Genomic DNA, 23,095 nt, shown 5'->3' with positions numbered 1-23,095 from the left:
CATTATTCCTCCCTCATATATTGATAGTACGCCGCACAACTACCTTCTGATGACACCATACATGGACCAATCGGTTTTAGCGGTGTACACGCTTTTCCGAACAATGCACACTGCGGTGGATCAATGAGCCCCCGAATGACTTCTCCACAACGACACTTTGTTCGACGTGGTTCACGCGTTGAAACAGAAAACTTTATCTTAGCGTTAAATTGATCATACTCTTTCTTAAAATCCATTCCACTTTGGGGAATAACACCAATTCCACGCCATGCCTCATCGCACAATGTGAAATAATGGTTCATCCAATATTTCGCTTGGTTGTTTCCTTGTTCAGTCACGACACTTTTGTAATCGTTTAATACAATAGCACGCTGTTTGAGTGCCAACATTAATAAATGGCGAATCGCACTTAACATATGTAACGATTCAAATCCACTAATTACTGCAGGCATACGGTATTCGATTGCTAAAAAATCAAAATGTTTTCTTCCCATCACCATAGATACATGTCCCGGAAGTAAAAAGCCGTCTAATAGCACTTCTTCATCGTGAAGTAATTGTCGCAAAATCGGTTCGACGAGCTTTGTCGACATCCACATCGAAAAATTGTGTACTTTTTTTTCTTCGGCTTCTTTTATTGCCGCTGCTAAAATGGGGATAGTTGTTTCAAACCCTATGCCTAAAAAAATAACTTCTTGATTCGGATGTTGTTCAGCGATACGAACTGCATCAACGGGGGAATAGACGACTCGCACATCTTTTCCTTCCGTTTTCGCTTGCATCAACGTTCCGTAAGATCCAGGAACTCGCATCATATCACCAAATGTACAAATGATTCGATCTGAGCCGTCTGTCAAAGAAATCATGGCATCAATTGTTACTTGATCAGTCACACAAACAGGACAGCCAGGACCCGAAATAAGACGAACATATCCTTCAAGCGCTTTTTTGATTCCCGTACGAGCAAGTGCCATCGTATGCGAACCACATACCTCCATAAACGAAGGCACTCGTCCGAACGTTTGTTGGAACTGACTAGCTAACATCCGTACTTCTTGTAGCAACGTTCGACTGAGCGCTAAGTGAGTTGGGCTATCCATCACATCTAGCATCGACTAGCTTCCTCCATTCTTCTAAACTTTCTTTTGCATATTGCTCATCAATAATGGACATTGCTTGTCCCGCATGTACAATGACATAATCACCAATTTTCACTTCAGGAACAAAAATAACCCCGACATTCATTTGCGATCCCATCACATCGACTAATGCAGAAAAACCGTCAATATGTAACACTTTTGCTGGTACTCCTACACACATACACGTTCCCTCCTATGTGCCGCAATCATTAACTGTCCGAGCGCTAATCCCCCATCATTGCAAGGTACTTTTTGATGCGTATAAACACATAACCCGAGTTTGTTCAGTTCTTGTCGAAGACGTTTTGTGATATAGCGGTTATGCATGCTCCCTCCAGATAACACGATGTTTCGTTCGTATGTTGGATATTGTTGTAAAGCTAAACGAATCATTTCAACAGACGCTTGAACGACCGTTTCATGGAAGCGACCAGCAATGGTATTCGTTTGCTCATGAGCTTCAACATCTTTAATTATGGACCGCCACATCTCCGTCAAATCAATCTCCCATTCATCGCACTTCTTTACACGAAATGGATAAGTCTCATATATTTTTGTATCATCGATTAATTCAGAAAGTCGAATCGCTGCCTCTCCATCGTATGTACTATGTGTACAAACGTGTAAAAAAGCGCTAACCGCATCAAACAGTCGACCACATGTACCTGCTAAAGGGGAATGTAACCCTTTTTTAATCATTTGTCTTAATACACGCACGTCGTTCGCTTGTTCTATAAATCGCTTCTCCGCCAACGAGTATCCTTCTTCACCGAAATAATAACCAAGCATGCCGACTGTCGTACGCCAAGGCTCTTTTATACAACGTTCTCCACCTGGAAGTGGAGTATATGTTAAATGTCCGAGTCTTTTATACTGTGTAGCATCTCCGTATAGTAACTCAAAGCCCCATATATGTCCGTCCTCTCCATATCCTGTTCCATCTAAAATGAGGCCAAAACAAGGGGAGTGGATATGATTTTCCTCCATGCATGAAACCATGTGCGCATGATGATGTTGGACAGCTACAACATCAACATTCCATTTTTTTACAATATTCCACGTTTCATAATTTGGATGTAAATCGACAGCGGCTACTTTCGGTGTCACTCCCATCCATGTGCGTAAATGTTCGTATTCCCGTTGGAAATGTTCCACCACCTCTACATGCTCTAAATCACCGATATGAGGACCTAAAAAAATTTGATGATGTCTTCCAAACGCGAATACATTTTTTTGTTGACCACCAAGTGCTACAATTTCATGAACATCATGCTCCGTCCACAATGGATCTGGAACGAAACCGCGCGCTCGCCGAATAAAATGAATCGTACCATTTTCCACTTGCACAACTGAATCATCAATTGGATGGACAATCGGACGGTTATGTATAAGAAAATAATCAGCAATGCCTTGTAAATCACGCAAAACTTGTTCATCTTCATATATAATCGGTACTCCCGAGCGATTCGCACTTGTCATCACAACGACAGGCAATTGTTCATCAAGTAATAAATGATGAAGCGGAGTGTACGGCAACATCACTCCAACCGTTTGCAACCCAGGAGCAACCGATGGAGCAATCATTGTGTTTCTTTTCTGCTTTATCACAACAATCGGAGCTTCCGGTGAAATTAATAATTGTTTTTCTTCTCTCGTTATTTCACATAATTGCTCTACTATGTCAAGTGAAGCAGCCATAACAGCTAACGGTCGATTTGGGCGTTGTTTTCGCAAACGTAATTGTTGAACTGCCTGTTCGTTAGTCGCGTCACAAGCTAAGTGATAACCACCTAACCCTTTCACCGCAACAATCGCCCCCGCACGTATATATTGCTTCGCTTGTTCAATCGCATCCCCTTGTACTTTTTGACCATATGCCTTCAATAATGTAACAGATGGACCACATATTGGACAAGCAATAGGTTGAGCATGATGACGGCGATTCATAGGATCTTCATACTCTTGTTCACATCGCTCACACATTTGAAATGAATGCATCGATGTAAACGGGCGATCATACGGTAATTTTTCAATAATCGTGTACCGAGGACCACATTGCGTACAATTGATAAATGGATAACGATAGCGATGATCATTTGGGTCATTCATTTCCCGTAAACAATCATCGCAAACAGCCGTATCGATCGGAATCACGAGCGAAGAACTTCCTTTTCGTTCGCTTGGAATAATAGAAAAATCTTTAAACGCACGCCATTGTGCTATAGTTACGACCATCTCATCAATACGAGATAATCGCGGTGCCTGTATAGGTAAAGCGTGAATAAACTGGTCGACTGCATCTGCATCGCCTTCAACATGAATAAAAACTCCGTCCATATTGTTTTGTACAGTTCCTTTTACTTGATATCGTTGGGCAAGCGCGAAGATAAAAGGACGGAAGCCAACTCCTTGCACTCGTCCTTTTACTGTGATGTTGACTGCTTTTTGCATTGAGCAACCCCTTCTCGAATCCAATGTAGCCATTCATCCATGCCTTCACCGCTTTTTGCAGATAACGGTAGTAACTTAGACTGCGGATTAATACATGATAAGTCTTCCTTTGCTTGTTCTACGTTAAAATCAAGATATGGCAATAAATCGATTTTATTCAGTAAAACAAGCTCTGTTCTCATAAACATCGTTGGGTATTTCGGAATTTTATCATTTCCTTCTGGTACACTTAATACTGCCACTTTATGTTGCTGTCCTAAATCATAACTAGATGGACAAACAAGATTACCTACGTTTTCAATAAACAAAATATCTAGATGTTGAAAATCAAATTGCGGTAGCACAGCCGCAATCATACGTGCATCTAAATGACATCCTCCGTGTGTATTAATTTGTACCGCTTGCGCACCAAGAGCACGAATGCGCTCTGCGTCTTTTTCCGTTGCTAAATCTCCTTCGATGACACCAATGCGAAATTCATTTGCTAATGCTTCGATCGTTTTTTCTAAAATGGTCGTCTTTCCTGCCCCGGGTGAGCTCATTATATTGATTACAAGCGTATTTGTTTCCTCAAACAATTGGCGATTAAACGTAGCTGCCCGATTATTGTTTGTTAACACATCAACTTCTAATGTAATTTTCATATTATTAACCCCCTTCATATGCCAAAATACGAAATGTTTCTCCAGCTACCATTTTTCCACTTGGAAGCAAACATGTTGGACATTGAGAAATTTTTGTAACTGGTTCATACTCTTTTCCACAAATGGTACAAATGGCTTTTGCTTGTTCCATATGAATGATTAATTCAGCATCGGTCGTTAAACAATTATCTTCTTGTATTTTATACACATCAAAAGCAAACCGTAATGCATCTGGAAGCGCATTGCTTAACGTACCAACAACCAACTCTACTTTTTTTACACATTTCACTTTTTTCTTTTGAGCATCTTGTTCAATTAGCTGAACAATTTCTCCCATTAACGCCATCTCATGCATACGAATCCCTTTCTATTTGCACATACCATACATTTCCCTCTTTTTTCGTTGGAAGAAGTGGCATATGCAATGTGCCATGTTGTGAGAATATGTGCCATTCACGATCACAGTATAAACAAATAAAACGATGATCTTGCTGAATGTAATGAGGCATCACGTGACAATGTGAACAAATGGCTTTTCTTACATGTAATGTCCCATCATGTTTATAAACAACGATCGGGATACGACCGACTGTTTTCATTTCGACATCACATACATCATCGCACGGGCCAATCGTATGCCACGTGCGATGATCGAAAAATAATTTCTTCACTTTTTCCACCTCTTCCTCTAATAATGGGGCGGAAGCTTCTTTCAGCGTTTCAATGAAACTATTACGCATCATCTGTAAAAATTGTGAGCGATTCATGTCGTATGACACCACTTCTCTACTTGATGAACGACTTGTTCAACAACATGCGGCAGTTGCGCTTGGACGATCGGTGATAGTTCTAATCCGAGAGATAAAGAAGCTGGTTGTATTCCGAACAAAACCATTTGCTTTGGGTATGTTTGACGTAATTTCGCCGCTGACAATACTTCCTGAAAACCAAGTTGATGAATAGACATTTTAATTCCAAAATACGCTGGAATTTCGTCGTCCACTAATGTAATGATCGTTCCTGCTTCTTTTCCTGCATTGACAGCATCGACTATTGCTAAATACTCTGTCTCTTCGATCGTTCCAAGTAACCTCATCCCATCCGTTGATCCTTCAATCACTTCTACATCATCGTATTTCGCCAATTTTTCTTCTAATAAAGGCAAAATATGAACACCTACTCCTTCATCGGAATAAAGTAAATTTCCAATTCCGAGAACGGTTATTTTTTTATTTTTCATCATGTTCACCTAATGCTTCTTTTTTTCGCTCTATTTTATAGCCGGTAAAAATCGACGACATCGTTCCATTTCGTTGTAAATAGTCTTCTCGAAACGCCATATACACATGTACGACAGTAAAAATCATAAACCCCCATGCAACAAGGTGATGCCATGAACGAACGGAGTAGCTATCACCACCAAATAAATGAGCCACCCACATAAACATTTTTCCATAAATCGACTCCGGCTGTGGCTCGAATAATAAGTAATAACCTGTAAGCATCATAATGATGGATCCAAGCCCGATAAAAATCCAATAACTCAATTGAGCAAGCGGATTATGTCCGATATAATGTTTTTTATTGTTTTTCATAAATAAGTAGTATTTGATCGTTTCGAATGCTTCTTTCCAAAAAGAAAAGCGAAACGGATTCGATGTCGCATGTTCATTTCCTTTGTATACCCAATACCAACGAACAGCTAAATTAATAGTAAAAAGAAAAGCAACAAAAAAGTGAATATAGCGCGCCCACCCCATTAAAAACGAGTAATACGCTTCTTCTTGAATAGATGCGGAAACAAACGGGCGGCCGATAAACACGCCCGTAATCATTAAAACTATAATGGAAAAAGCATTGATCCAATGAAAAATACGAACAGGTAATTCCCATACGTATACTTTCACCATTTCATCGTTTAGCTCAATGTTTTTCGCTTTTCGTGACCGTTTCCAAACTACTTGTGTTTGTTTTTGCTCAATTTTTGGATTTGTTGGGATTGACATACACTCCCCTCCTACCCAATACGAATATGAGTCGTCTGTTTTGATTCAAGGTCTGTTAAATGAACCGCACATGCTAAACATGGATCGAACGAATGGACAATGCGTAAAATTTCCAATGGTTTTTCTTTGTCAAGCAACGGTGTTCCTTTTAAAGATGCTTCATATGCACCAATTTGCCCTTTATGGTCACGCGGTGAGGCGTTCCATGTTGTCGGAACAACAGCTTGATAGTTTTTCGTTTTCCCATTTTCAATTTCAATCCAATGGCCTAACGCTCCGCGTGGCGCTTCCATCCATCCTACTCCTTTTGCGTGTTTTGGCCATGTGCTTGGTTCCCATTTTGTTCGATCAAATGTAATTTGGTTTCCATTGCGAATATTCGCAAGTAACGCATCCATATCGTCACGCATCCATTTCGCAACGAGGATAGACTCAAGTCCACGTGCTACTGTGCGCCCGAGTGCTGAACGCATTGCTTCAAGTGGCCAATTTAATTTTTTCAACGTATCATCTATTAGTCCGACAAACTCATCTTTCTTTAATGCATAACCAACAAGCATACGTGCAAGTGGCCCTGTTTCCATCGGATGCTCTTTCCATCTCGGAGATTTTAACCAACTGTATTTTTCCTCCGTATTTAATGTTTTAAATGGTGGTTTCGGTCCTGTATAACGAAGCGAAGTTTCGCCTTCCCATGGATGTTTACCAACTCCACCTTCTTTTCCATCATACGTATACCATGAGTGATCAATAAACTCTTTTACTTGTTCTGGATCTTTTGGATCAACATCAAGTACTTCATTTAAGTTTCCATTTAAAATGACACCACGTGGGAAACGATATAAATGGACATCGCGAATATCACCTGTTGAAAAATCACCATAACATAAATAGTTATTTAAGCCACCACCATACGTCCAATCTTTATAAAACGAGCCAATCGCTAGTAAGTCTGGAATGTAAACGTTATTTACAAATTCTACTGCTTGATCAATAATTTGCGAGACATGCATCAAACGTTCTGCATGAATGGCGTTATCGCTATTAATATCAATTGGGGTAGCCATCCCACCAACAACATAGTGAGGGTGTGGGTTTTTTCCTCCAAAAATTGTATGGATTTTCACAATTTCTTTTTGCCAATCAAGCGCTTCTAAATAGTGAGCAACAGCAAGTAAATTTACTTCAGGTGGTAATTTATATGCCTTATGTCCCCAATATCCGTTGGCAAAAATACCAAGCTGACCACTATCCACAACTTTTTGTACCTTCTCTTGGATGTCTTTAAAATAACCTGGAGACGATTTCGGCCAACTAGAAAGCGACTGAGCAATGCGGCTCGTTTCGTTTGGGTCTGCTTTCAAGGCGCTTAATACATCTACCCAGTCAAATGCATGTAAATGATAAAAATGAACAACATGGTCATGTAAAAAGACCGCTGCGTTCATAATGTCACGAATGAGATGTGCGTTTCTTGGAATTTTAATATCGAGCGCATCTTCAACGGAACGGATAGAAGCTAGAGCATGGGTTGTTGTACAAACGCCACAAATACGTTGCACATATGCCCAAACATCTCGTGGATCGCGATCACGCACAATTAACTCAATGCCACGAACTGCTGTACCGGAACTGAATGCCTCTTGAATGACGCCACTTTCATCAACGTCTACTTCTATACGTAAATGTCCTTCAATTCGTGTTACTGGATCGACAACAATACGTTCTGTCATCTTTATTCACCTCAATCATGATGTTCATCTTTTTTCTTCATTGCCGTGACCATAGCGTGAGCAGCAACACCTGCAGCCGTCACACCAACTGCAATCGCTCCGACGGTTTCTGGATTAATCGTCGTTTGGGATGCAGGAATTTTAGCACGACGAACAAAGAAAGGACCGTTATCCCAAAAACCTTTTTCAGAGCAACCAATACATGGGTTCCCAGATTGAATTGGGTAGCTAACTCCCCCGTTCCAGCGCATTTCTGCGCAAGAGTTATATGTTGTTGGTCCTTTACATCCTACTTTATATAAACAATATCCTTGTCGCGCTCCTTCATCATCAAACGATTCCGCAAATAGTCCTGCGTCAAAATATGCCCGACGATTACATTTATCGTGAATACGATGACGATAAAACGCTTTTGGTCTTCCAAGATGATCAAGTTCTGGAAGTTTTCCGAACGTAATGATATGTGCAATGACACCCGTCATAACTTCTGCAATTGGTGGACATCCTGGAACTAATATGACTGGTTTATCTTTTACAAAATGTGTAATTGGTTTTGCTTTTGTTGGATTCGGATATGCGGCAGGAATTCCGCCCCACGACGAACAGCTTCCATATGCGATAATTGCTTTTGCTCCTTTAGCAGCACGAAGAAACGTTTCCTTTGCAGATACACCACCAACCGTTAAAAATGCATCATCTGTTGGCAAACTTCCTTCCACCGCAAGTATGTATTCTCCAGGATAATGTTCCAAAACATGCTCAAGTGCGGCTTCGATTTGATGCCCCGAAGCAGCAGAAAGTACTTCTGAATACTCGAGAGAAATCATGTTTAAAAGCACACTTTCTACTTTTGGATGCGTAGAGCGAATAAATGATTCAGAACAACCTGTACAGTCTTGGAACTGTAGCCAAATCACTGGAACTCGTTGGTTCTTTTCCATCGCTGCAACCACTTGATCTGTTTGCGAAAAATCTAGCCCCATAGTTGCTGCAAGAGCTGTACACATTTTTAAAAAATCGCGTCTCGTAAAGCCGCGATCAAGCACTTCTTCTAAAATAGTTTTTCTTTTCACATAACTCCTCCCCTTTACTTGATAACGTTTACAATTGATTATATATCATTATTTCCCTTTATGTTATTTTTAAGGGATAATTGTCACAAAATGTTCTTAAATATATTAACAACATGAAAATAGTTTTTATTATAATAAGTAGAAAAACAGAAAAAGAAAAAGCGCCTTCTATTGTGAAGACGCCTCTTGTTTCGACTGTTTTTCTTTTCGTTTATACACAAATTTTGAGATCGATATACTTACTTCATATAACAACAGCAATGGAATAGTTACTAGAAAGTCAGAAATAAAATCCGGTGGCGTGATCGTTACCGCGATAATAACTAATATAAAATACGCGTATTTTCTTACTTTTTGTAGCGCATATGGATTAATTAAACCAATACTTGTCAAAAACATAACGATGATTGGTAATTCGAACAGTACAGCGAAAGGAATCGTCATGTTTAAAATAAATTGAAAATACTTTTCTGTCGTAAACATTGTTGCGAACAAATCTTCGCCGAGACTCATTAAAAAGTGAAACACCATAGGCAATACAACAAAGTAGCCAAAACATAAGCCGAGCACAAATAATAGAAACGTCGCTGGAATATACGATAATGTTATTTTTCGCTCCTTTGGTGTAAGAGCAGGCTTAACAAACATCCATACTTGCCAAACAAATACCGGAATCGTCATTGTAATCGCAAAGACGCCAGCTAGTACGACATACACCCATAAAATATCAGTGGGACCTAAAATCGTTAGCTTGACATCTAAATCGGAAATCAGCCAACGATATAAATCTTGAACAAAGATAAAACCTACAATAAAAAATAAAATTAGTGCTCCAACAACAATAAAAATGCGTTTACGTAACTCTTCTAAATGTTCAACCAACGTCATCTCTTCATCTTCGTATCTTTTCTTTTCTTCCACGAGCGTAAACACCAACCTTTTTCCATGTTAAAAACGGCAACACATCGTTGCCGCCTTATGATTGACTTGTTTCTTTATTTTTTATTTTCATCAAGCTCTTCTAATACTTCATCGCGCAATCCTTTTGTTGATTTTTTAAACTCACGTAATGTTTCACCAAAAGCTCGTCCGATTTCGGGTAATTTTTTCGGTCCAAAAATGACAAGAGCGATGACAAGAATTAAAATTAAGCCAGGTACTCCAATATTTGAAAGCATAACGTCATCTCCTTTTTTCATACATACGCTTCTTTTTTATTTTATTGCTAATATCTTCATTTTTCAATGACAAATTTTTGAGGGGTGTGAGAAATGTTTAACAATCAACATACAGTATACGCTATTTTCTTTACATTGCATAGCCATACAACTGTACAAGTAGGAAAATTAGGGACGATTGTATTTCCAAGCGGAAATTATATTTATGTAGGGAGCGCGAAAAGAAACATACAATCACGTATTCAACGCCATCTCCAAGTAGAAAAACGCAAGCATTGGCATATTGATTACATTCGTCCATACAGTGAAATTACACATGTCCAAACATATTCCTCTGAACTTAGTGAATGTGAACGTGTACAGCAACTTTTTGAACAATACAGAGGGCAATGGGTCGCAAAAAAATTTGGCTCATCCGACTGTCGTTGTTTTTCTCATCTTATTTACTATAAACAATAAACGAGGGGTATGTCCCCTCGTTTAGCTCGCCTTTTCATATTTTTCTTCTGATTTAGCTATAATTACTGCGCATGCAGCATCGCCTGTAATATTTACGACTGTTCTCGTCATATCAAGCAAACGGTCAACTCCTAAAATAAGAGCAATAGCTTCCACTGGTAGACCAACGGATGTCAACACCATAGAAAGCATAATTAAACCAACACCCGGAACGCCTGCTGTACCAATACTCGCGAGTGTTGCCGTTAAAATGACTGTCAAAAGATCACTAAATGTCAAATCAACACCATACACTTGCGCGATAAACATCGTTGCAACACCTTGCATAATGGCTGTTCCGTCCATATTGATGGTTGCCCCAAGTGGTTGCACAAAACCGCTAATGCTTTTTGGAACGTTTAAATTTTTTTGTGCTGTTTCCATAGATATTGGCAATGTAGCATTACTACTCGATGTACTAAATGCAACAGCCATCGCTGGGGAAAACCCTTTAATAAACGCGATAGGGTTCATTTTTCCAAGTGTCCATACAGCTACACCATACACAACGAAGAAATGAACAAATAATGCTAACAATACAGCAAACATATATTTCCCCATCGCTGCGATCGCGTCGAATCCTTGTCCTCCAATGGCGATAGCAATCAATGCAAAAGCACCGTATGGAGCGAACTTCATCACCCATTCGACTAAGTACATGAGAACATCATTGGCTTGCTCTACGAATACTCGTACTTGTTTTACCCGATCACCTAGACGAGCAATTGCCATCCCCACAAGCACTGCAAAGACAATTACTTGAAGCATATTCCCTTCTACCATTGCTTGAAATGGGTTGGTTGGAATAATGTTTAATAATGTATCTACAACTGGTGGAGCTTCCTTCTTTTCAAACGTTGCCCCTTCTAAATTAAAATTTCCTTCTCCCGGACGAATCACAGATCCTAACGTCAAAGCAATGATAAGTGCCAAAGAAGTAGTAATTAAGAAGAATGCAATAGTTTTCATACCGATACGACCAAGTTTTTTCGGATCACCGACACCAGCTGCCCCTAAAATAAGCGACACAAGTACAATTGGAACAACAAGCAGTTTGATTAAGTTAATAAATATTGTGCCAAGTGGATTGAGCACGTACGTTTTTGTGAGGTCAAACCATTCTGTTGGAAGGGCTAAGTTGAAAATAAGACCTACGATAATTCCTGCAAACATTCCGAGTAAAATTTTCTTTGTCATCGACATATCCACACCTCCATCAAGTTCTGCATCTTTTGCTGTAAAACGTATTCAACTTTGTACGGAAAAAGAGTTAAAGGAGAGGACCGTTTCAATTGTAAATGTTTTTTTTGAAATTGTAAAGAAAAAATGAATATAATTGTTAGAAAAGTAGTTGAATTTCTTTTTTTACAAAAAAAACTACCACTATCACGTGGTAGTTTACATCCGCTTTGTTTTTTTACGACTTGAATCCACTTCAATGCCACTTGGTTCCTTTTCCATCGTTCCTTGTCCTTTTATTTCCGGTGAACTCAACCCCGTTTTCGAAGCATCTTTTTTTCGTTTACCCACTTTATTCACCTCCCTGCTTTTTTATTTTGTGCCATTTACGAAAGTTCAATCGTCCCAAAATGAAATTTTGCTGTTTTTCTTCGATAAACCGAAAAACCGAATTGTTGAAATCTCGAACTTTGCCAATGGTCTTTTAATACGATTCGTTGACGTGCCACTCGCTTTGCTTGTTCAATCACTTCTACCGTTAGATCCGTATATAGCGCAGCTTGTTTTAATCCCTTGACCCCATCCGCTTCCTCAATTGTTACTTCAAACATCGGATCGAAATAAACGACGTCATACGACTGATCATCACATTGCGCTAAAAATGAACGAAAATCGGCATGATGCACATGAATGCGTCGCATCGCTTCATTAAGTTCAACTACATCGCTGTCCCAATGACGCAACCCTTGTTTTGTTAAGTAAGCAATATATGCACTTCCCTCAACTCCTACCACTTTCCCCTCCTCACCGACAACTAAGCTAGCAATAATGCTATCCGCTGCCAATCCAAGCGTACAATCTAAAAACGTCATCCCTTTTTGTAACTTCGTTGCTTGTAAAAACGGTTCACTTTCTCCTTTTAAAATGCGTTTCGCGCGAAAAGAAGCAGAATTAGGATGAAAAAATAATGGTTCGTGTCCGTGCGGAAAATGAACCTCTAACCTTTCTTTCCCAACAACAAGAATAGGCTGAGTCGTATGTTGTTGAATAGCTGTAATGGAACGTTTTCGACGCGGAATATATAAAGTGTGTAATTCTAACGCAATTTGTTTCGCTTTCTCAATCATTTGATCGTTGGTTCTACCTGCAGTAGTCACAATCATATGTTCACCTCAAAAGAAAAAGGATGTCTGTAGGACACCCTTAGCAATGTTTTTCAAAAGCTTGCATAATATTTTGCATAATATTTTCAAGCGAATTCGCTTCGATATCGTGGCGTGGAATAAAATGAACAACTTCTTTTCCTTTCAATAACGCCATCGATGGAGAAGAAGGTTCAATACCGACAAAATATTCACGCATTTTTACTGTCGCTTCCCGATCTTGTCCCGCAAAAACAGTAATGAGATGATCCGGTTTTTTTTCGCTCATTTGTACCGCCTGAATAGCTGCTGGACGTGCAAGCCCTGCTGCACAACCACAAACAGAATTAACGACAACAAAAGTCGTTCCCTCTACTTGTTCCATAAACTGTTCCACTTCTTCACTCGTACGCAATTCTTTAAATCCACCGTTTACTAATTCATCGCGCATTGGTTGTACTACTTGACGCATATATTCTTCATATGACATAAACATACGTACATCCCTCCAAATCATTATTGCTTTTACAAGAATACAACAATGTAAATAGAAAAATCAACAAAATAAAAAACATTGAACAATTTTCTAAAAATTTTTATAATGAATGTATTTACATGATGTAGGAGGTTGAGAACATTGCCAATTAATATTCCACGTGATCTCCCAGCAAAAGAAATACTAGAACAAGAAAATATTTTCGTCATGGATGAAGATCGCGCCTATTCTCAAGATATTCGACCATTAAACATTATCATTTTAAACTTAATGCCACAAAAAGAAAAAGCAGAAACACAGTTGTTGCGTTTACTTGGGAATTCACCGCTACAAGTGAATGTAACCTTCTTACGACCAGAAACACATGAGGCAAAAACAACATCAAAATATCATCTCGATCAATTTTACACGACATTCCAACACGTTCAACATCGAAAATACGACGGCATGATTATTACCGGGGCACCCGTTGAACATTTACCGTTTGAACAAGTCGATTACTGGAATGAGTTAACTCAAATTATGGAATGGACAAAGACAAATGTCACATCTACGTTACATATTTGTTGGGGTGCACAAGCAGGAATGTACTATCATTATGGGATTCCAAAATATGACTTGCCACAAAAATGTTTCGGTGTATTTGATCATATGTTAGAACAAAAGCACGTTAAACTCATCCGTGGATTTGATGATATTCACAAAATTCCACACTCGCGCCATACAGATGTAAAACGTGAGCATATCGAAGCTGTTTCAGAGCTGACGATTTTATCTTCATCCGAAGAAGCAGGTGTCTGCCTTGTTATTTCCAATGATGGAAAGCAAGTGTTTTTGACAGGGCATCCAGAGTATGATGCGACGACACTAAAAGAAGAATACGAACGTGATATAGCCAAAGGTTTAGACATTCAAATTCCAAAATATTATTTTCCACATGACGATCCGAATGAGCAACCACGTAACACATGGCGATCGCACGCCAACTTGTTGTTTGTAAATTGGCTCAATTACTATGTTTATCAAGAAACGCCATACGTATGGGAATAATTCCTCGCCGCACAGCGAGGATTTTTATTGCTATATTACTCAAATTTGAATATAATAACTTGTATATTCTTCATACAGAAAGGAGTAATAAAATGGAAAGTGAACAACGACATTTATCGTTTATTATTGCTGGGCTGCTATTGGCCATTTTAATGGCAGCGATGGATAATACGATTGTTGCAACTGCAATTGGGACAATCGTTGCTGATTTGGGCGGGGTAGATCAATTTGTTTGGGTTACATCCGCCTACATGGTTACTGTCATGGCCGGTATGCCTATTTTTGGAAAGTTATCCGATATGTATGGTCGAAAACGTTTCTTTTTATTCGGGTTAATCGTCTTTTTAATCGGTTCTGCGCTCTGTGGTTTAGCACAAAGCATTGTACAACTTAGCATTTTCCGTGCGATTCAAGGAATTGGTGGCGGGGCATTAATGCCCATTGCATTTACAATCGTATTTGACGTGTTTCCGCCAGAAAAACGAGGGAAAATGACTGGATTGCTCGGCGCGGTCTTTGGGATGTCAAGCGTGCTTGGTCCGTTGCTCGGTGCTTATATTACCGATTACTTAAGCTGGCATTGGGTATTTTACGTTAATGTCCCAATCGGTTTATTGTCTATTTTTTTCATTGTTCGTTATTACAAAGAAACAACGCCACATACAAAACAATCAATCGATTGGCTTGGTGCACTCACCCTCGTCGTCACAGTCGTTAGCCTAATGTTTGCTCTTGAATTAGGTGGAAAAAAATATGATTGGAACTCGATCACGATCGTATCATTATTTACAATTAGCGCTATTTTTTTACTAGCATTTTTGTATGTAGAAACGAAAGCAAAGGAGCCCATTATCTCATTTTCACTTTTTAAACGGCGAACGTTTGCTGTCGCACAGTTGCTTGCTTTTTTATACGGTGCTACATTTGTCATTTTAACAGTTTTTATCCCGGTGTTTGTACAAGCGGTTTATGGCGGTACAGCGAAAAATGCCGGACTCATCTTAATGCCAATGATGCTTGGGTCTGTCGCAGGCAGTTCATTTGCTGGTGTTTCACAAACAAAAACGTCGTATCGAAATATTATGTTTATTTCTGTAATCGCTTATTTTACAGGTATGCTCTTACTTAGTCTTATGACACCAGAAACATCGCGCATATGGTTAACTATATATATGGCGATTTCTGGGTTTGGTGTAGGGTTCTCTTTCTCTTTGTTACCGACAGCATCGATGCACAACTTAGAGCCACGTTTCCGCGGCACAGCAAATTCAACCAATTCGTTTTTTCGCTCGCTTGGTATGACACTCGGTATTACAATTTTTGGTACTATTCAAACAAATACATTAACTAACAACTTAAAAGAAGCTTTTCATTCGATGCCATCGACACATGCGTTTGACCCTCGCGCACTGTTTGAAGCGGGAACACGCGCACAAATTCCGACACCTATTTTACAAAAAATTGTCGATGCGCTAGCATCATCGATTACTTATGCGTTTTCGCTTGCATTAATACCGATTGCCCTTTCTTTTCTATTCATTTTCTTTATGGGGAATGAAAAACTCGAAATACAAAAACGTGTAGAAGCAGGGAAATAAAATGAGCGTGAAACTCGTCATTCTCGGTTTGTTGATGGAAGGAGAAAAACATCCGTATGAAATTCAGCAAATTGTCAATGAACGTCATATGAAACATTACATTAAACTGGCAGCCGGCTCTCTTTATTACGCTTTCGAGCAACTCGAAAAACAAGGATATGTAGAAGTAGTCGATGTTGTACGTGATTCGAATCGTCCAGATAAAACAATTTACCGCATTACTGAAAAAGGAAAACAACATTTCGAACAATTATTGCTAGAACAATTGCAAAAACACGAACATATTCATCGCTCTATTTATGCAGGACTGTCGTTTGCTGCATATGCTGATGAGGAAAAAGTAAGTGCAGTATTAAAGCAACGATTACACGAAACAAAACAACAACTTGAAAAGTTAAAATTGATCTTTGAACAAAAGCGTGAAAATGAATACGTGACAAAATTATACGTATTAAAAGGGGTCATTATGCATTTAGAAACAGAAGTAGAGTGGCTGCAACAATTGATTAACATTGCTAACAATAAAAAACTAAAAGAAAAAGGGGGAGGCTTATGGCAATAAGCTTCCCTCACTTTTTTTGCAACATAAACAACCACATAAACGAAACAGCTTGTTTTAATTCAGTTGAGAGCTGTTGAAGGAAAGAACCATCAACTCCGCGCTTATATACTCCTTCTTCAGCAATAAGAGTGAACCCATTTTCCTTCGCTAACTGTTCAAACTCCCAAGGCATCATCGTATTGCAAATGACTGCTTCACCATATAGACGGCGATAACTATTCACTCGCGGAGCGGCCGTTGGTCCAAGAATGCCAACACATACATATGCGTTTGTTTTTAACACACGGCGAACTTCTTCAAGCGCTGCAAGCGGCTGTTCTGTCCATTCTAAACAATTAATGATCATGGCACCTGCAAACGTCTCATCTGGGAAAGGCAAATTCATAACATCCGCTTGTTGAAAATGAAGATGTTCATGAGGCCTTTGTTTTTTCGCCAATTCAATCATTTCACTTGATAAATCTAATCCAATGACACGATATCCTTGTTCACACAGTTTATATGATCCGTATCCATCGCCACAACCAATATCCGCAATATACCCGTCCTTCCGCATATATGTTGTCACAAACGGAATAATCGTCTTTCTACTTCCTCTCTCCCACATCTCTTCGCTGCTTTGATGCCACCACTCTGCTCGTTCATCCCATTGTTTTTCTGCCTCTTTATGCCATGTGTGCATAACTCCACTCCTTTTCGAAAAACTAAACATGTTAAGTCTATTGTAGCAGAAAGGAGTAAAAAACATGACAAAAAAAGTGAATAAAGGAAGTAAAAATCAAAACGCACCGACACAGCACGGGGAACTACATGATGGTGTAGGAGACAACAGTAAAGGGCGCAAACAAAATAAAAACCAAAACGATAAAACAGATCATTAAAAAAGTCGGGCTGATCGCCCGACTCACTCTTCTTGCTTACTGACACGAATAGCAGGTGTATTGTTGCCAATATAAAAAGGGACAACTTCTTCACCTTGATGCTCGTAAAAATAACGATTGATTTCTTGCTCAGCAAACGCTACTCCATCTTCTATAATCGTTCGTCTTTTATCCATCGTCTATTCCCCCTTTAGACGATAGAATAACCAAAAAAATTGCTATTCATGTAATGGATTGTCTGAAACGATCACCCCATCTTCATCAACGTATACGTATGTACCTGGCTTCCACTCTATATCTCCGAAATGTACAATCGTATCTCGCGTCCCTTTTCCTTCCTTTTTACTTTTACGCGGACATGTTCCAAGTGCAAGTACGCCAATTGGCATCGCGCTTATTTCTTTCGAATCACGAATACATCCATGTACAATAATGCCTGCTAATTGACGGTCACACGCAATTTGCGCAAGACGATCGCCCACAAGCGCACATTGTTTTGAACCTTTTCCATCAACAACGACTACACTTCCTGCTGGTACCGTTTCTAGTGCTTCTCGGACGAGTACATTATCTTCCAAAACATCTACTGTTGTGATGGGTCCATAAAACGATGTTTTTTTCCCGTAGTTTCGAAATGCAAGCGAACAAACGCGCACACGTTCTCCATATTGATCACATAAATCCGCCGTTTTCATCCTCATCCCCCATTTTCGCTAATCTCACCATAATAATAGTCAATCTATTCTAAAAAATCAATCAATTAGAATAGAAATAATGAACCTTGTTCTTCTATCGCGCCGTTCGTTAAGAAATAGATGAATAAGGCGAGAAAACAGTAAAAAAGCACAGTTTCAAAAAAACTAGATGTACGATATGTAACGATAAACCGATATCTTTTTTTGGAAAATGGCCATAACAACGGAACACCTTGACTTGAACAGTAATCGGCTAAAACATGAAACGCATAACCAAGACATAATCCAAGTGTAAAAGATGAAAAATGTTGCAATAATAAAACAGCGGTAATCGCTCCCCAGGCTAGTAATGAGTGCGTAAATCCGCGATGACCGAACGCCTTTTTTACTTGTTTTGCCACACCGAGCGAGCGACGACCAATGTATGAGTTTGGCTCATCAATATCAGGAAGCAACCCCCCGATAGCTAATCCAGCGGCATAAGCAATAGTGAAAGATACAGGAGTATACGTTGCAATTCCAGCACCGATAGCTAATGATGAAACAATATGAGTATGATAACGCATTATTTTTTCGCCTTCCTTTTTGTAAACGTTTTACACAACATTTATTATTAACATTCATGAATTTGTGATGGTTTTTTCAACAAATGTTCATCCATTGAATCAACTTTGTGAAACTATTAGCATTATACTAATATATGAACAAACTGACAAATGAAGCTGGTGAGGAAAAATGATGAAAAAAACACCTGCAGAACTAACCGTTATGAAAAGTTTAGCATTTTTAGCTGTTGTGTTTCAAAGTGCGTTATTATACATTATGAATCATCACTCTCCGCATGCTGAGGAAGCGATTATGATGGGGATGTTATTTCATTTTGTCAAATTTTCCGCTCCTGTGTTCGTGTTTTTAGTTGGATTTCATATGGCGCAACAGAAAGAAGCGATTCATTATCGACGATACGTGTCTCATAAATGGACAGAACTCATGATTCCATATATCGTATGGTCATTTGTTTATTTTATATTATTTTCTAGCCATCTGCATGCATCTGAAGTAATGAAACAACTAGTGCTCGGCGAGGCAGCACCACATTTATGGTACGTCGTAATGATTATACAATTTCATTTACTGATTTTAATCATTGTTCCATTTTTCCGTTGGCTTGATCAAAAAAAGTATTGGAAATCATTTATTATTGTTAGCTCAATTATTTACATTGGCTTCATTACGTTCATTTCTCCGATCGTTCAAAGCGAATCATATATACATTATGTAGATCGCACGTTTTTGGCTTATTTCTTTTACTTTTGTTTAGGGGGTGTGGCAGCATACACGCTACCAAGTTGGCGGAAATTTGTTATTCAGGCGATTCCACTTAACACATTTTTATTTTTATCGCTTTTTATCGTTGTTGGTTATGAGCTATTTATATCTCAAAGTATCTTTTCTATCGATTTAACAGAGATTACGTATTTAAAACCTTCGATGGTGTTATACGTTACATCAGAAATTTTCTTGTTATACGGTTTATCGATCACGATTGTACAGACAAAATCTCGATTATATACCGCGTTGCGTTTTATCGGTCGATATACGTACGGTGCATATATTGGACATGTGTTCTTCCTACATATGTTCGCACCGATGATTCCGACGACAATGTATTCCATGTTACAAGCGGTAATCTTATTCTTAATTACAACCATCGCGTCAATCGGCATTTGTTATATGGTGCACGCAACACCCCTTAGCTTGCTTTTAATCGGTCAAACCCGGGAACATCGGACACTTTCTATTCCAACGATTTCAAAACTCAAAAAAGGGATCCCAAGTTAATAGCGGGATGCCTTTTTATTTTGTTTATCCAAACATCCTCTTGTTTCAAGCATATAATAAATTGGACAAATAGAGAAAGGAGTAAGAAAATGAGCATTAGTCGAAAAATATTTTTAGGATTTTTCATCGTTTTGTTGTTCGTGATATGTATAGGAGGATTTCAAATATTTAGAATGAATGAAACAAATGAAATGTATAAACGTTTAATCAATCATCGTTTCAATGTCATTACGAAAACAGACGAAATGGTTACTATTTTTTATGAAGAAAGGAAGGATATACTTACTTATTTACTACTAAAAGACAACGACTTTTTAACGAGTTACGAAGAAAAACGAAGACTGTTTTATACAAATTATGAGCAAATAAACTCGATGTTATCAACATCAGAAAGCAAAGCGATTGTCAATCAATTACAACAACTAGAATATGAATATTTTCAACTCGTCCAGCAATTTTTACGCACAACTAACAAACTAGAACAGTCAAACGTCATTCAAAAACTACAAAAAACAGGAAGCCTCTTTTTACAAACAGCTGAACAAATGTTGCAACGACAGAAAAAACTATTAGTAACGGATCAACAGCATATTGAACATTACATGAGACAAACGTACATTATATCACTTACGAGCATCACATCCCTTGTTTTACTAGGTGGCATCGCTTCCTTTTTAGTCAGTCGTCAAATTGCCAAACCTATTCTCCTCGTATCTGATGAACTACAACGTGTGGCAAAACAAGATTTATCTTCTCCCCCTTTATTAGTTAAAACAAAAGACGAGACAAGACATATGATTGAATCAATTAATCGTATGAAAATGCATTTAAAAGAAACGATACAAACAATGAAAGAAGTATCAATCCAAGTGGCATCACAAGCAGAACAGTTTACAGCAAGCGCCGAACAAAGTACACAGTCAGCTGAAAAAGCCACGGAAATGGCCGAACAAACATATGCTGAAGCGCAAAAACAACTACACATGTTGACAGCGTCTGATCATGCATTGCATGAACTATCGATCGGAATGAATCAAATTGCTGAAAACAGCGGGGATTTACTTACATCAGCGGAGCGAGCATATGAATCTGTAAGCAAAGGGAAACACGCTATCCAGGCCGTTTCGACGCAAGCAAATGAAGTACGCGTCGCCATGTTCACAACTAAAACACTTGTCGAGTCGTTAGAAAGTCATTCGGAAACGATCGGAAAAATTACAAACGTCATTACTACAATTGCTGAACAAACAAATTTACTTGCATTAAATGCTGCAATTGAAGCGGCCAGAGCAGGAGAGCATGGAAAAGGATTTACCGTTGTCGCCGACGAAGTGCGAAAACTATCTGAGCAATCAAAAGATGCGGCAAAAGAAATTGAAATGATGCTTGAGAAAATAAAAATAGAAACGAAAAAAGTTTCCAAAGCAATGGAACAAAATACACAAAAACTTACAGACGGTACAATATACTACGAACAAACGGAACAATCATTTTACGCCATCAATGAATCTGTTGAACAAGTATTTTCAAAAATACAAACAACATCTGCAGCCATTGAACAAATGACGGCAGTTTCGAACGAACTAACACAAACAATGAAACAGCTAAAACAGCTATCACAACAAGTCATGCAGAAAAGCAAAGAGAACGCAGTAACCGCGGAAGAACAACTAGCAATGAACGAACAAATCTCTTCCGCTGCTCAATTACTAGCGAAACTCGGCGATCAGCTACGCTCAACTGTCGAATCATTTCGTATGTAGACGTGCATGCATGAGTGCACGTCTACTTCTCAAAATACTTAGCTAGTTCAACAATCATAGCCCCCATTCGTTCGTGATCGGGTGCAATGACACGTACAATCCCTTCTTCATGTAACGCTTCTTTTGTCACCTTCCCAACCGCAACAGCCACAACATCCTCTGCAAATGCTTGTTTTACTTCTTGTAAATTCCCCCACTTGTTAACAAACGAAAAGAAAAAGCGTACTTGAATCGCTGATGTAAAACAAACCGCTTGCACAGAACGAGAAATAATTTCTTCAACAAGCTGTTTCATCACATCTGATGTAGGTGGGGTATGAAGATATGGCCATACTTCTTTATACAAAGCCCCTTGTTTAACTAGAAATTGTTGTAACGATGGGATAGAATCTCCATAAAGCTGAACAACTACGTTTTTGTTTTTCCATCCCACACCTTCCAAAGCGCATATAAGACCTTGTGTCGTTCCATCATCTGCCGTTATATTCGGACTGACCCCGTATGTACGTAGCACATTCATTGTTTTATAACCACGTACCGCCACATGTGCTTGACGAATCGCTTCAAGTAACGATTCCTTCATTCCCCATTCGTCCGCTGTTTTCATGAGCGTTTCGACACCGATTCCTGTCGTGAAAATAAACCAATCATTCTTTTCATTCACAATTTGGTGAAGTTGTTGCTTTAGCTCTTCATTGAAAAATATTGTTCCTTGGGCAGGGCGTGAGATCGGAATGCCTCCTTGCTTAGCGATAAGCGAACTCATTTCCTCAATTTTACGGGAGGCACATATCACAATTTTTTTATTCGCCAATGCTTTCTCAACCATTTCTCTCATCTCCTTTTTCCCCATCATATCATATAAAAATGCAAAATAGCGCAAATTTTGTTGAAACATGACAAAAAACATCGAACAGTTACACATTCACACCATCGTTAACTTAGCTTACAATGAAAGAGACGATTCGACGGAAATATTCAAATTATTCAAACATATGTCGAAAGGAGCGGCTTCATATGCCCTCGCTAATTAAAGAGATTTTGTTAAACTTATTTTTTATTATACTAGCACAGTAGCGTTGCATAAAAAATAAAAACATTTTATGCAGAATTTTCTGAATAAAATATTTTATGATAAACGAAAAACAAGGCAGTAACCAACTAA

General features: G+C 38.8%; 28 protein-coding genes. 7 read left to right on the top strand and 21 right to left on the bottom strand.

Features of this window, described 5'->3' with window-relative positions; genetic code table 11:
* Positions 1 to 2 precede the first annotated feature (2 nt).
* The 12 genes from hypD to ASC42_RS09475 form a co-directional block, all read right to left on the bottom strand.
* Entirely contained in the window at positions 3 to 1,112 is a 1,110-nt protein-coding gene (hypD, locus tag ASC42_RS09530) for a hydrogenase formation protein HypD (protein WP_055441545.1), read from the bottom strand.
* On the bottom strand, positions 1,093 to 1,320 hold the full coding sequence (locus ASC42_RS09525; protein ID WP_032099495.1) for a HypC/HybG/HupF family hydrogenase formation chaperone: 228 nt from the start codon (positions 1,318 to 1,320) through the stop codon (positions 1,093 to 1,095). The genes hypD and ASC42_RS09525 overlap by 20 nt, the downstream gene beginning before the upstream one ends.
* On the bottom strand, positions 1,311 to 3,590 hold the full coding sequence (gene hypF, locus ASC42_RS09520; protein WP_055441544.1) for a carbamoyltransferase HypF: 2,280 nt from the start codon (positions 3,588 to 3,590) through the stop codon (positions 1,311 to 1,313). Before hypF ends, ASC42_RS09525 begins: the two co-directional genes overlap by 10 nt.
* Entirely contained in the window at positions 3,563 to 4,234 is a 672-nt protein-coding gene (gene hypB, locus ASC42_RS09515; protein ID WP_055441543.1) for a hydrogenase nickel incorporation protein HypB, read from the bottom strand. The genes hypF and hypB overlap by 28 nt, the downstream gene beginning before the upstream one ends.
* 4 nt (positions 4,235 to 4,238) lie before the next feature.
* On the bottom strand, positions 4,239 to 4,589 hold the full coding sequence (locus ASC42_RS09510) for a hydrogenase maturation nickel metallochaperone HypA/HybF (protein WP_055441542.1): 351 nt from the start codon (positions 4,587 to 4,589) through the stop codon (positions 4,239 to 4,241).
* Positions 4,582 to 5,001: a Rieske (2Fe-2S) protein gene (locus ASC42_RS09505; RefSeq protein ID WP_055441541.1), complete on the bottom strand. Its 420-nt coding sequence runs from the start codon at positions 4,999 to 5,001 to the stop codon at positions 4,582 to 4,584. The genes ASC42_RS09510 and ASC42_RS09505 overlap by 8 nt, the downstream gene beginning before the upstream one ends.
* Positions 4,998 to 5,474, bottom strand: a complete 477-nt coding sequence (locus ASC42_RS09500; protein WP_209424237.1) for a HyaD/HybD family hydrogenase maturation endopeptidase — start codon at positions 5,472 to 5,474, stop codon at positions 4,998 to 5,000. Before ASC42_RS09500 ends, ASC42_RS09505 begins: the two co-directional genes overlap by 4 nt.
* Positions 5,464 to 6,240, bottom strand: coding sequence for a Ni/Fe-hydrogenase, b-type cytochrome subunit (gene cybH / locus ASC42_RS09495; protein WP_055441540.1), 777 nt, complete (start codon positions 6,238 to 6,240; stop codon positions 5,464 to 5,466). Before cybH ends, ASC42_RS09500 begins: the two co-directional genes overlap by 11 nt.
* A gap of 11 nt (positions 6,241 to 6,251) precedes the next feature.
* Entirely contained in the window at positions 6,252 to 7,973 is a 1,722-nt protein-coding gene (locus ASC42_RS09490; protein ID WP_055441539.1) for a nickel-dependent hydrogenase large subunit, read from the bottom strand.
* Positions 7,974 to 7,984: 11 nt separating this feature from the next.
* The gene (locus ASC42_RS09485) at positions 7,985 to 9,046 is read right to left on the bottom strand and encodes a hydrogenase small subunit (protein WP_055441538.1); all 1,062 of its coding nucleotides are present in this window, start codon (positions 9,044 to 9,046) and stop codon (positions 7,985 to 7,987) included.
* A 168-nt stretch (positions 9,047 to 9,214) separates the two neighbouring features.
* Positions 9,215 to 9,934, bottom strand: coding sequence for a twin-arginine translocase subunit TatC (gene tatC / locus ASC42_RS09480; RefSeq protein WP_209424238.1), 720 nt, complete (start codon positions 9,932 to 9,934; stop codon positions 9,215 to 9,217).
* A gap of 107 nt (positions 9,935 to 10,041) precedes the next feature.
* Positions 10,042 to 10,224 (bottom strand): twin-arginine translocase TatA/TatE family subunit, encoded by a 183-nt coding sequence (locus ASC42_RS09475; RefSeq protein WP_012575061.1) that lies wholly within the window; start codon positions 10,222 to 10,224, stop codon positions 10,042 to 10,044.
* Positions 10,225 to 10,317: 93 nt separating this feature from the next.
* Between ASC42_RS09475 and ASC42_RS09470 the strand changes: the two genes are divergently transcribed.
* Positions 10,318 to 10,683, top strand: a complete 366-nt coding sequence (locus tag ASC42_RS09470; RefSeq protein WP_055441536.1) for a GIY-YIG nuclease family protein — start codon at positions 10,318 to 10,320, stop codon at positions 10,681 to 10,683.
* Between the two features lie 21 nt (positions 10,684 to 10,704).
* Here the strand turns inward: ASC42_RS09470 and ASC42_RS09465 are convergent, their stop codons facing one another.
* The 4 genes from ASC42_RS09465 to ASC42_RS09455 form a co-directional block, all read right to left on the bottom strand.
* The gene (locus ASC42_RS09465) at positions 10,705 to 11,925 is read right to left on the bottom strand and encodes a dicarboxylate/amino acid:cation symporter (RefSeq protein ID WP_055441535.1); all 1,221 of its coding nucleotides are present in this window, start codon (positions 11,923 to 11,925) and stop codon (positions 10,705 to 10,707) included.
* Between the two features lie 195 nt (positions 11,926 to 12,120).
* Positions 12,121 to 12,252, bottom strand: coding sequence for a YuzL family protein (locus ASC42_RS13750; protein ID WP_072242719.1), 132 nt, complete (start codon positions 12,250 to 12,252; stop codon positions 12,121 to 12,123).
* 35 nt (positions 12,253 to 12,287) lie between these two features.
* Complete coding sequence (locus ASC42_RS09460; RefSeq protein ID WP_055441534.1) at positions 12,288 to 13,064, bottom strand: class I SAM-dependent methyltransferase; 777 nt, start codon at positions 13,062 to 13,064, stop codon at positions 12,288 to 12,290.
* A gap of 40 nt (positions 13,065 to 13,104) precedes the next feature.
* Positions 13,105 to 13,539 (bottom strand): BrxA/BrxB family bacilliredoxin, encoded by a 435-nt coding sequence (locus ASC42_RS09455; RefSeq protein ID WP_055441533.1) that lies wholly within the window; start codon positions 13,537 to 13,539, stop codon positions 13,105 to 13,107.
* A gap of 141 nt (positions 13,540 to 13,680) precedes the next feature.
* On the opposite strand from ASC42_RS09455, the gene metA reads away from it, so the two are divergent.
* The 3 genes from metA (at position 13,681) to ASC42_RS09440 (ending at position 16,749) form a co-directional block, all read left to right on the top strand.
* Positions 13,681 to 14,589, top strand: a complete 909-nt coding sequence (metA, locus tag ASC42_RS09450; RefSeq protein WP_055441532.1) for a homoserine O-acetyltransferase MetA — start codon at positions 13,681 to 13,683, stop codon at positions 14,587 to 14,589.
* 92 nt (positions 14,590 to 14,681) lie between these two features.
* The gene (locus ASC42_RS09445) at positions 14,682 to 16,187 is read left to right on the top strand and encodes an MDR family MFS transporter (protein WP_055441531.1); all 1,506 of its coding nucleotides are present in this window, start codon (positions 14,682 to 14,684) and stop codon (positions 16,185 to 16,187) included.
* Between the two features lies 1 nt (position 16,188).
* A complete protein-coding gene (locus ASC42_RS09440; protein WP_055441530.1) occupies positions 16,189 to 16,749 on the top strand; it encodes a PadR family transcriptional regulator in 561 nt (186 codons plus the stop codon).
* 7 nt (positions 16,750 to 16,756) lie between these two features.
* On the opposite strand, the gene ASC42_RS09435 is transcribed toward ASC42_RS09440, so the two are convergent.
* Entirely contained in the window at positions 16,757 to 17,431 is a 675-nt protein-coding gene (locus tag ASC42_RS09435; protein ID WP_055441529.1) for a class I SAM-dependent methyltransferase, read from the bottom strand.
* A 64-nt stretch (positions 17,432 to 17,495) separates the two neighbouring features.
* Here ASC42_RS09435 and ASC42_RS14360 point away from each other — a divergent pair, with 64 nt between their 5' ends.
* Positions 17,496 to 17,630 carry a hypothetical protein gene (locus tag ASC42_RS14360; RefSeq protein WP_280790530.1) on the top strand — a complete coding sequence of 45 codons (135 nt, stop codon included), beginning with the start codon at positions 17,496 to 17,498 and terminating at the stop codon, positions 17,628 to 17,630.
* A 23-nt stretch (positions 17,631 to 17,653) separates the two neighbouring features.
* Here ASC42_RS14360 and ASC42_RS14085 read toward each other — a convergent pair whose 3' ends face one another.
* The 3 genes from ASC42_RS14085 to ASC42_RS09425 all read right to left on the bottom strand — a co-directional run bounded on the left by ASC42_RS14085 (position 17,654) and on the right by ASC42_RS09425 (position 18,891).
* Positions 17,654 to 17,806, bottom strand: a complete 153-nt coding sequence (locus ASC42_RS14085) for a hypothetical protein (protein WP_167338109.1) — start codon at positions 17,804 to 17,806, stop codon at positions 17,654 to 17,656.
* A 42-nt stretch (positions 17,807 to 17,848) separates the two neighbouring features.
* Positions 17,849 to 18,325 (bottom strand): ribonuclease E activity regulator RraA, encoded by a 477-nt coding sequence (rraA, locus tag ASC42_RS09430; RefSeq protein ID WP_055441528.1) that lies wholly within the window; start codon positions 18,323 to 18,325, stop codon positions 17,849 to 17,851.
* A gap of 65 nt (positions 18,326 to 18,390) precedes the next feature.
* Positions 18,391 to 18,891 carry a metal-dependent hydrolase gene (locus ASC42_RS09425; RefSeq protein WP_055441527.1) on the bottom strand — a complete coding sequence of 167 codons (501 nt, stop codon included), beginning with the start codon at positions 18,889 to 18,891 and terminating at the stop codon, positions 18,391 to 18,393.
* 169 nt (positions 18,892 to 19,060) lie between these two features.
* Here ASC42_RS09425 and ASC42_RS09420 point away from each other — a divergent pair, with 169 nt between their 5' ends.
* Together ASC42_RS09420 and ASC42_RS09415 are read left to right on the top strand one after the other, a co-directional pair.
* The gene (locus ASC42_RS09420) at positions 19,061 to 20,167 is read left to right on the top strand and encodes an acyltransferase family protein (protein WP_055441526.1); all 1,107 of its coding nucleotides are present in this window, start codon (positions 19,061 to 19,063) and stop codon (positions 20,165 to 20,167) included.
* Positions 20,168 to 20,256: 89 nt separating this feature from the next.
* Entirely contained in the window at positions 20,257 to 21,930 is a 1,674-nt protein-coding gene (locus tag ASC42_RS09415; protein WP_055441525.1) for a methyl-accepting chemotaxis protein, read from the top strand.
* A 22-nt stretch (positions 21,931 to 21,952) separates the two neighbouring features.
* Here the strand turns inward: ASC42_RS09415 and ASC42_RS09410 are convergent, their stop codons facing one another.
* Positions 21,953 to 22,759: a uroporphyrinogen-III synthase gene (locus ASC42_RS09410; protein WP_245191178.1), complete on the bottom strand. Its 807-nt coding sequence runs from the start codon at positions 22,757 to 22,759 to the stop codon at positions 21,953 to 21,955.
* Positions 22,760 to 23,095: the final 336 nt, after the last annotated feature.

It is taken from the genome of Anoxybacillus suryakundensis (assembly GCF_001418025.1).
GTDB lineage: Bacteria > Bacillota > Bacilli > Bacillales > Anoxybacillaceae > Anoxybacillus > Anoxybacillus tengchongensis.
Note: the sequence above shows the minus strand (reverse complement) of the source record. Positions and strands in the feature narration are given on the sequence as shown.

What these genes read in the sequence shown, in the direction of transcription:
- hypD (WP_055441545.1), bottom strand. Translation starts at nt 1,112, where the DNA reads ATGCTAGATGTGATGGATAGCCCAACTCACTTAGCGCTCAGTCGAACG.
- ASC42_RS09525 (WP_032099495.1), bottom strand. Translation starts at nt 1,320, where the DNA reads ATGTGTGTAGGAGTACCAGCAAAAGTGTTACATATTGACGGTTTTTCT.
- hypF (WP_055441544.1), bottom strand. Translation starts at nt 3,590, where the DNA reads ATGCAAAAAGCAGTCAACATCACAGTAAAAGGACGAGTGCAAGGAGTT.
- hypB (WP_055441543.1), bottom strand. Translation starts at nt 4,234, where the DNA reads ATGAAAATTACATTAGAAGTTGATGTGTTAACAAACAATAATCGGGCA.
- ASC42_RS09510 (WP_055441542.1), bottom strand. Translation starts at nt 4,589, where the DNA reads ATGCATGAGATGGCGTTAATGGGAGAAATTGTTCAGCTAATTGAACAA.
- ASC42_RS09505 (WP_055441541.1), bottom strand. Translation starts at nt 5,001, where the DNA reads ATGAATCGCTCACAATTTTTACAGATGATGCGTAATAGTTTCATTGAA.
- ASC42_RS09500 (WP_209424237.1), bottom strand. Translation starts at nt 5,474, where the DNA reads ATGAAAAATAAAAAAATAACCGTTCTCGGAATTGGAAATTTACTTTAT.
- cybH (WP_055441540.1), bottom strand. Translation starts at nt 6,240, where the DNA reads ATGTCAATCCCAACAAATCCAAAAATTGAGCAAAAACAAACACAAGTA.
- ASC42_RS09490 (WP_055441539.1), bottom strand. Translation starts at nt 7,973, where the DNA reads ATGACAGAACGTATTGTTGTCGATCCAGTAACACGAATTGAAGGACAT.
- tatC (WP_209424238.1), bottom strand. Translation starts at nt 9,934, where the DNA reads ATGACGTTGGTTGAACATTTAGAAGAGTTACGTAAACGCATTTTTATT.
- ASC42_RS09475 (WP_012575061.1), bottom strand. Translation starts at nt 10,224, where the DNA reads ATGCTTTCAAATATTGGAGTACCTGGCTTAATTTTAATTCTTGTCATC.
- ASC42_RS09470 (WP_055441536.1), top strand. Translation starts at nt 10,318, where the DNA reads ATGTTTAACAATCAACATACAGTATACGCTATTTTCTTTACATTGCAT.
- ASC42_RS09465 (WP_055441535.1), bottom strand. Translation starts at nt 11,925, where the DNA reads ATGTCGATGACAAAGAAAATTTTACTCGGAATGTTTGCAGGAATTATC.
- ASC42_RS09460 (WP_055441534.1), bottom strand. Translation starts at nt 13,064, where the DNA reads ATGATTGTGACTACTGCAGGTAGAACCAACGATCAAATGATTGAGAAA.
- ASC42_RS09455 (WP_055441533.1), bottom strand. Translation starts at nt 13,539, where the DNA reads ATGTTTATGTCATATGAAGAATATATGCGTCAAGTAGTACAACCAATG.
- ASC42_RS09445 (WP_055441531.1), top strand. Translation starts at nt 14,682, where the DNA reads ATGGAAAGTGAACAACGACATTTATCGTTTATTATTGCTGGGCTGCTA.
- ASC42_RS09440 (WP_055441530.1), top strand. Translation starts at nt 16,189, where the DNA reads ATGAGCGTGAAACTCGTCATTCTCGGTTTGTTGATGGAAGGAGAAAAA.
- ASC42_RS09435 (WP_055441529.1), bottom strand. Translation starts at nt 17,431, where the DNA reads ATGCACACATGGCATAAAGAGGCAGAAAAACAATGGGATGAACGAGCA.
- ASC42_RS14360 (WP_280790530.1), top strand. Translation starts at nt 17,496, where the DNA reads ATGACAAAAAAAGTGAATAAAGGAAGTAAAAATCAAAACGCACCGACA.
- ASC42_RS14085 (WP_167338109.1), bottom strand. Translation starts at nt 17,806, where the DNA reads ATGGATAAAAGACGAACGATTATAGAAGATGGAGTAGCGTTTGCTGAG.
- rraA (WP_055441528.1), bottom strand. Translation starts at nt 18,325, where the DNA reads ATGAAAACGGCGGATTTATGTGATCAATATGGAGAACGTGTGCGCGTT.
- ASC42_RS09425 (WP_055441527.1), bottom strand. Translation starts at nt 18,891, where the DNA reads ATGCGTTATCATACTCATATTGTTTCATCATTAGCTATCGGTGCTGGA.
- ASC42_RS09420 (WP_055441526.1), top strand. Translation starts at nt 19,061, where the DNA reads ATGATGAAAAAAACACCTGCAGAACTAACCGTTATGAAAAGTTTAGCA.
- ASC42_RS09415 (WP_055441525.1), top strand. Translation starts at nt 20,257, where the DNA reads ATGAGCATTAGTCGAAAAATATTTTTAGGATTTTTCATCGTTTTGTTG.
- ASC42_RS09410 (WP_245191178.1), bottom strand. Translation starts at nt 22,759, where the DNA reads ATGGTTGAGAAAGCATTGGCGAATAAAAAAATTGTGATATGTGCCTCC.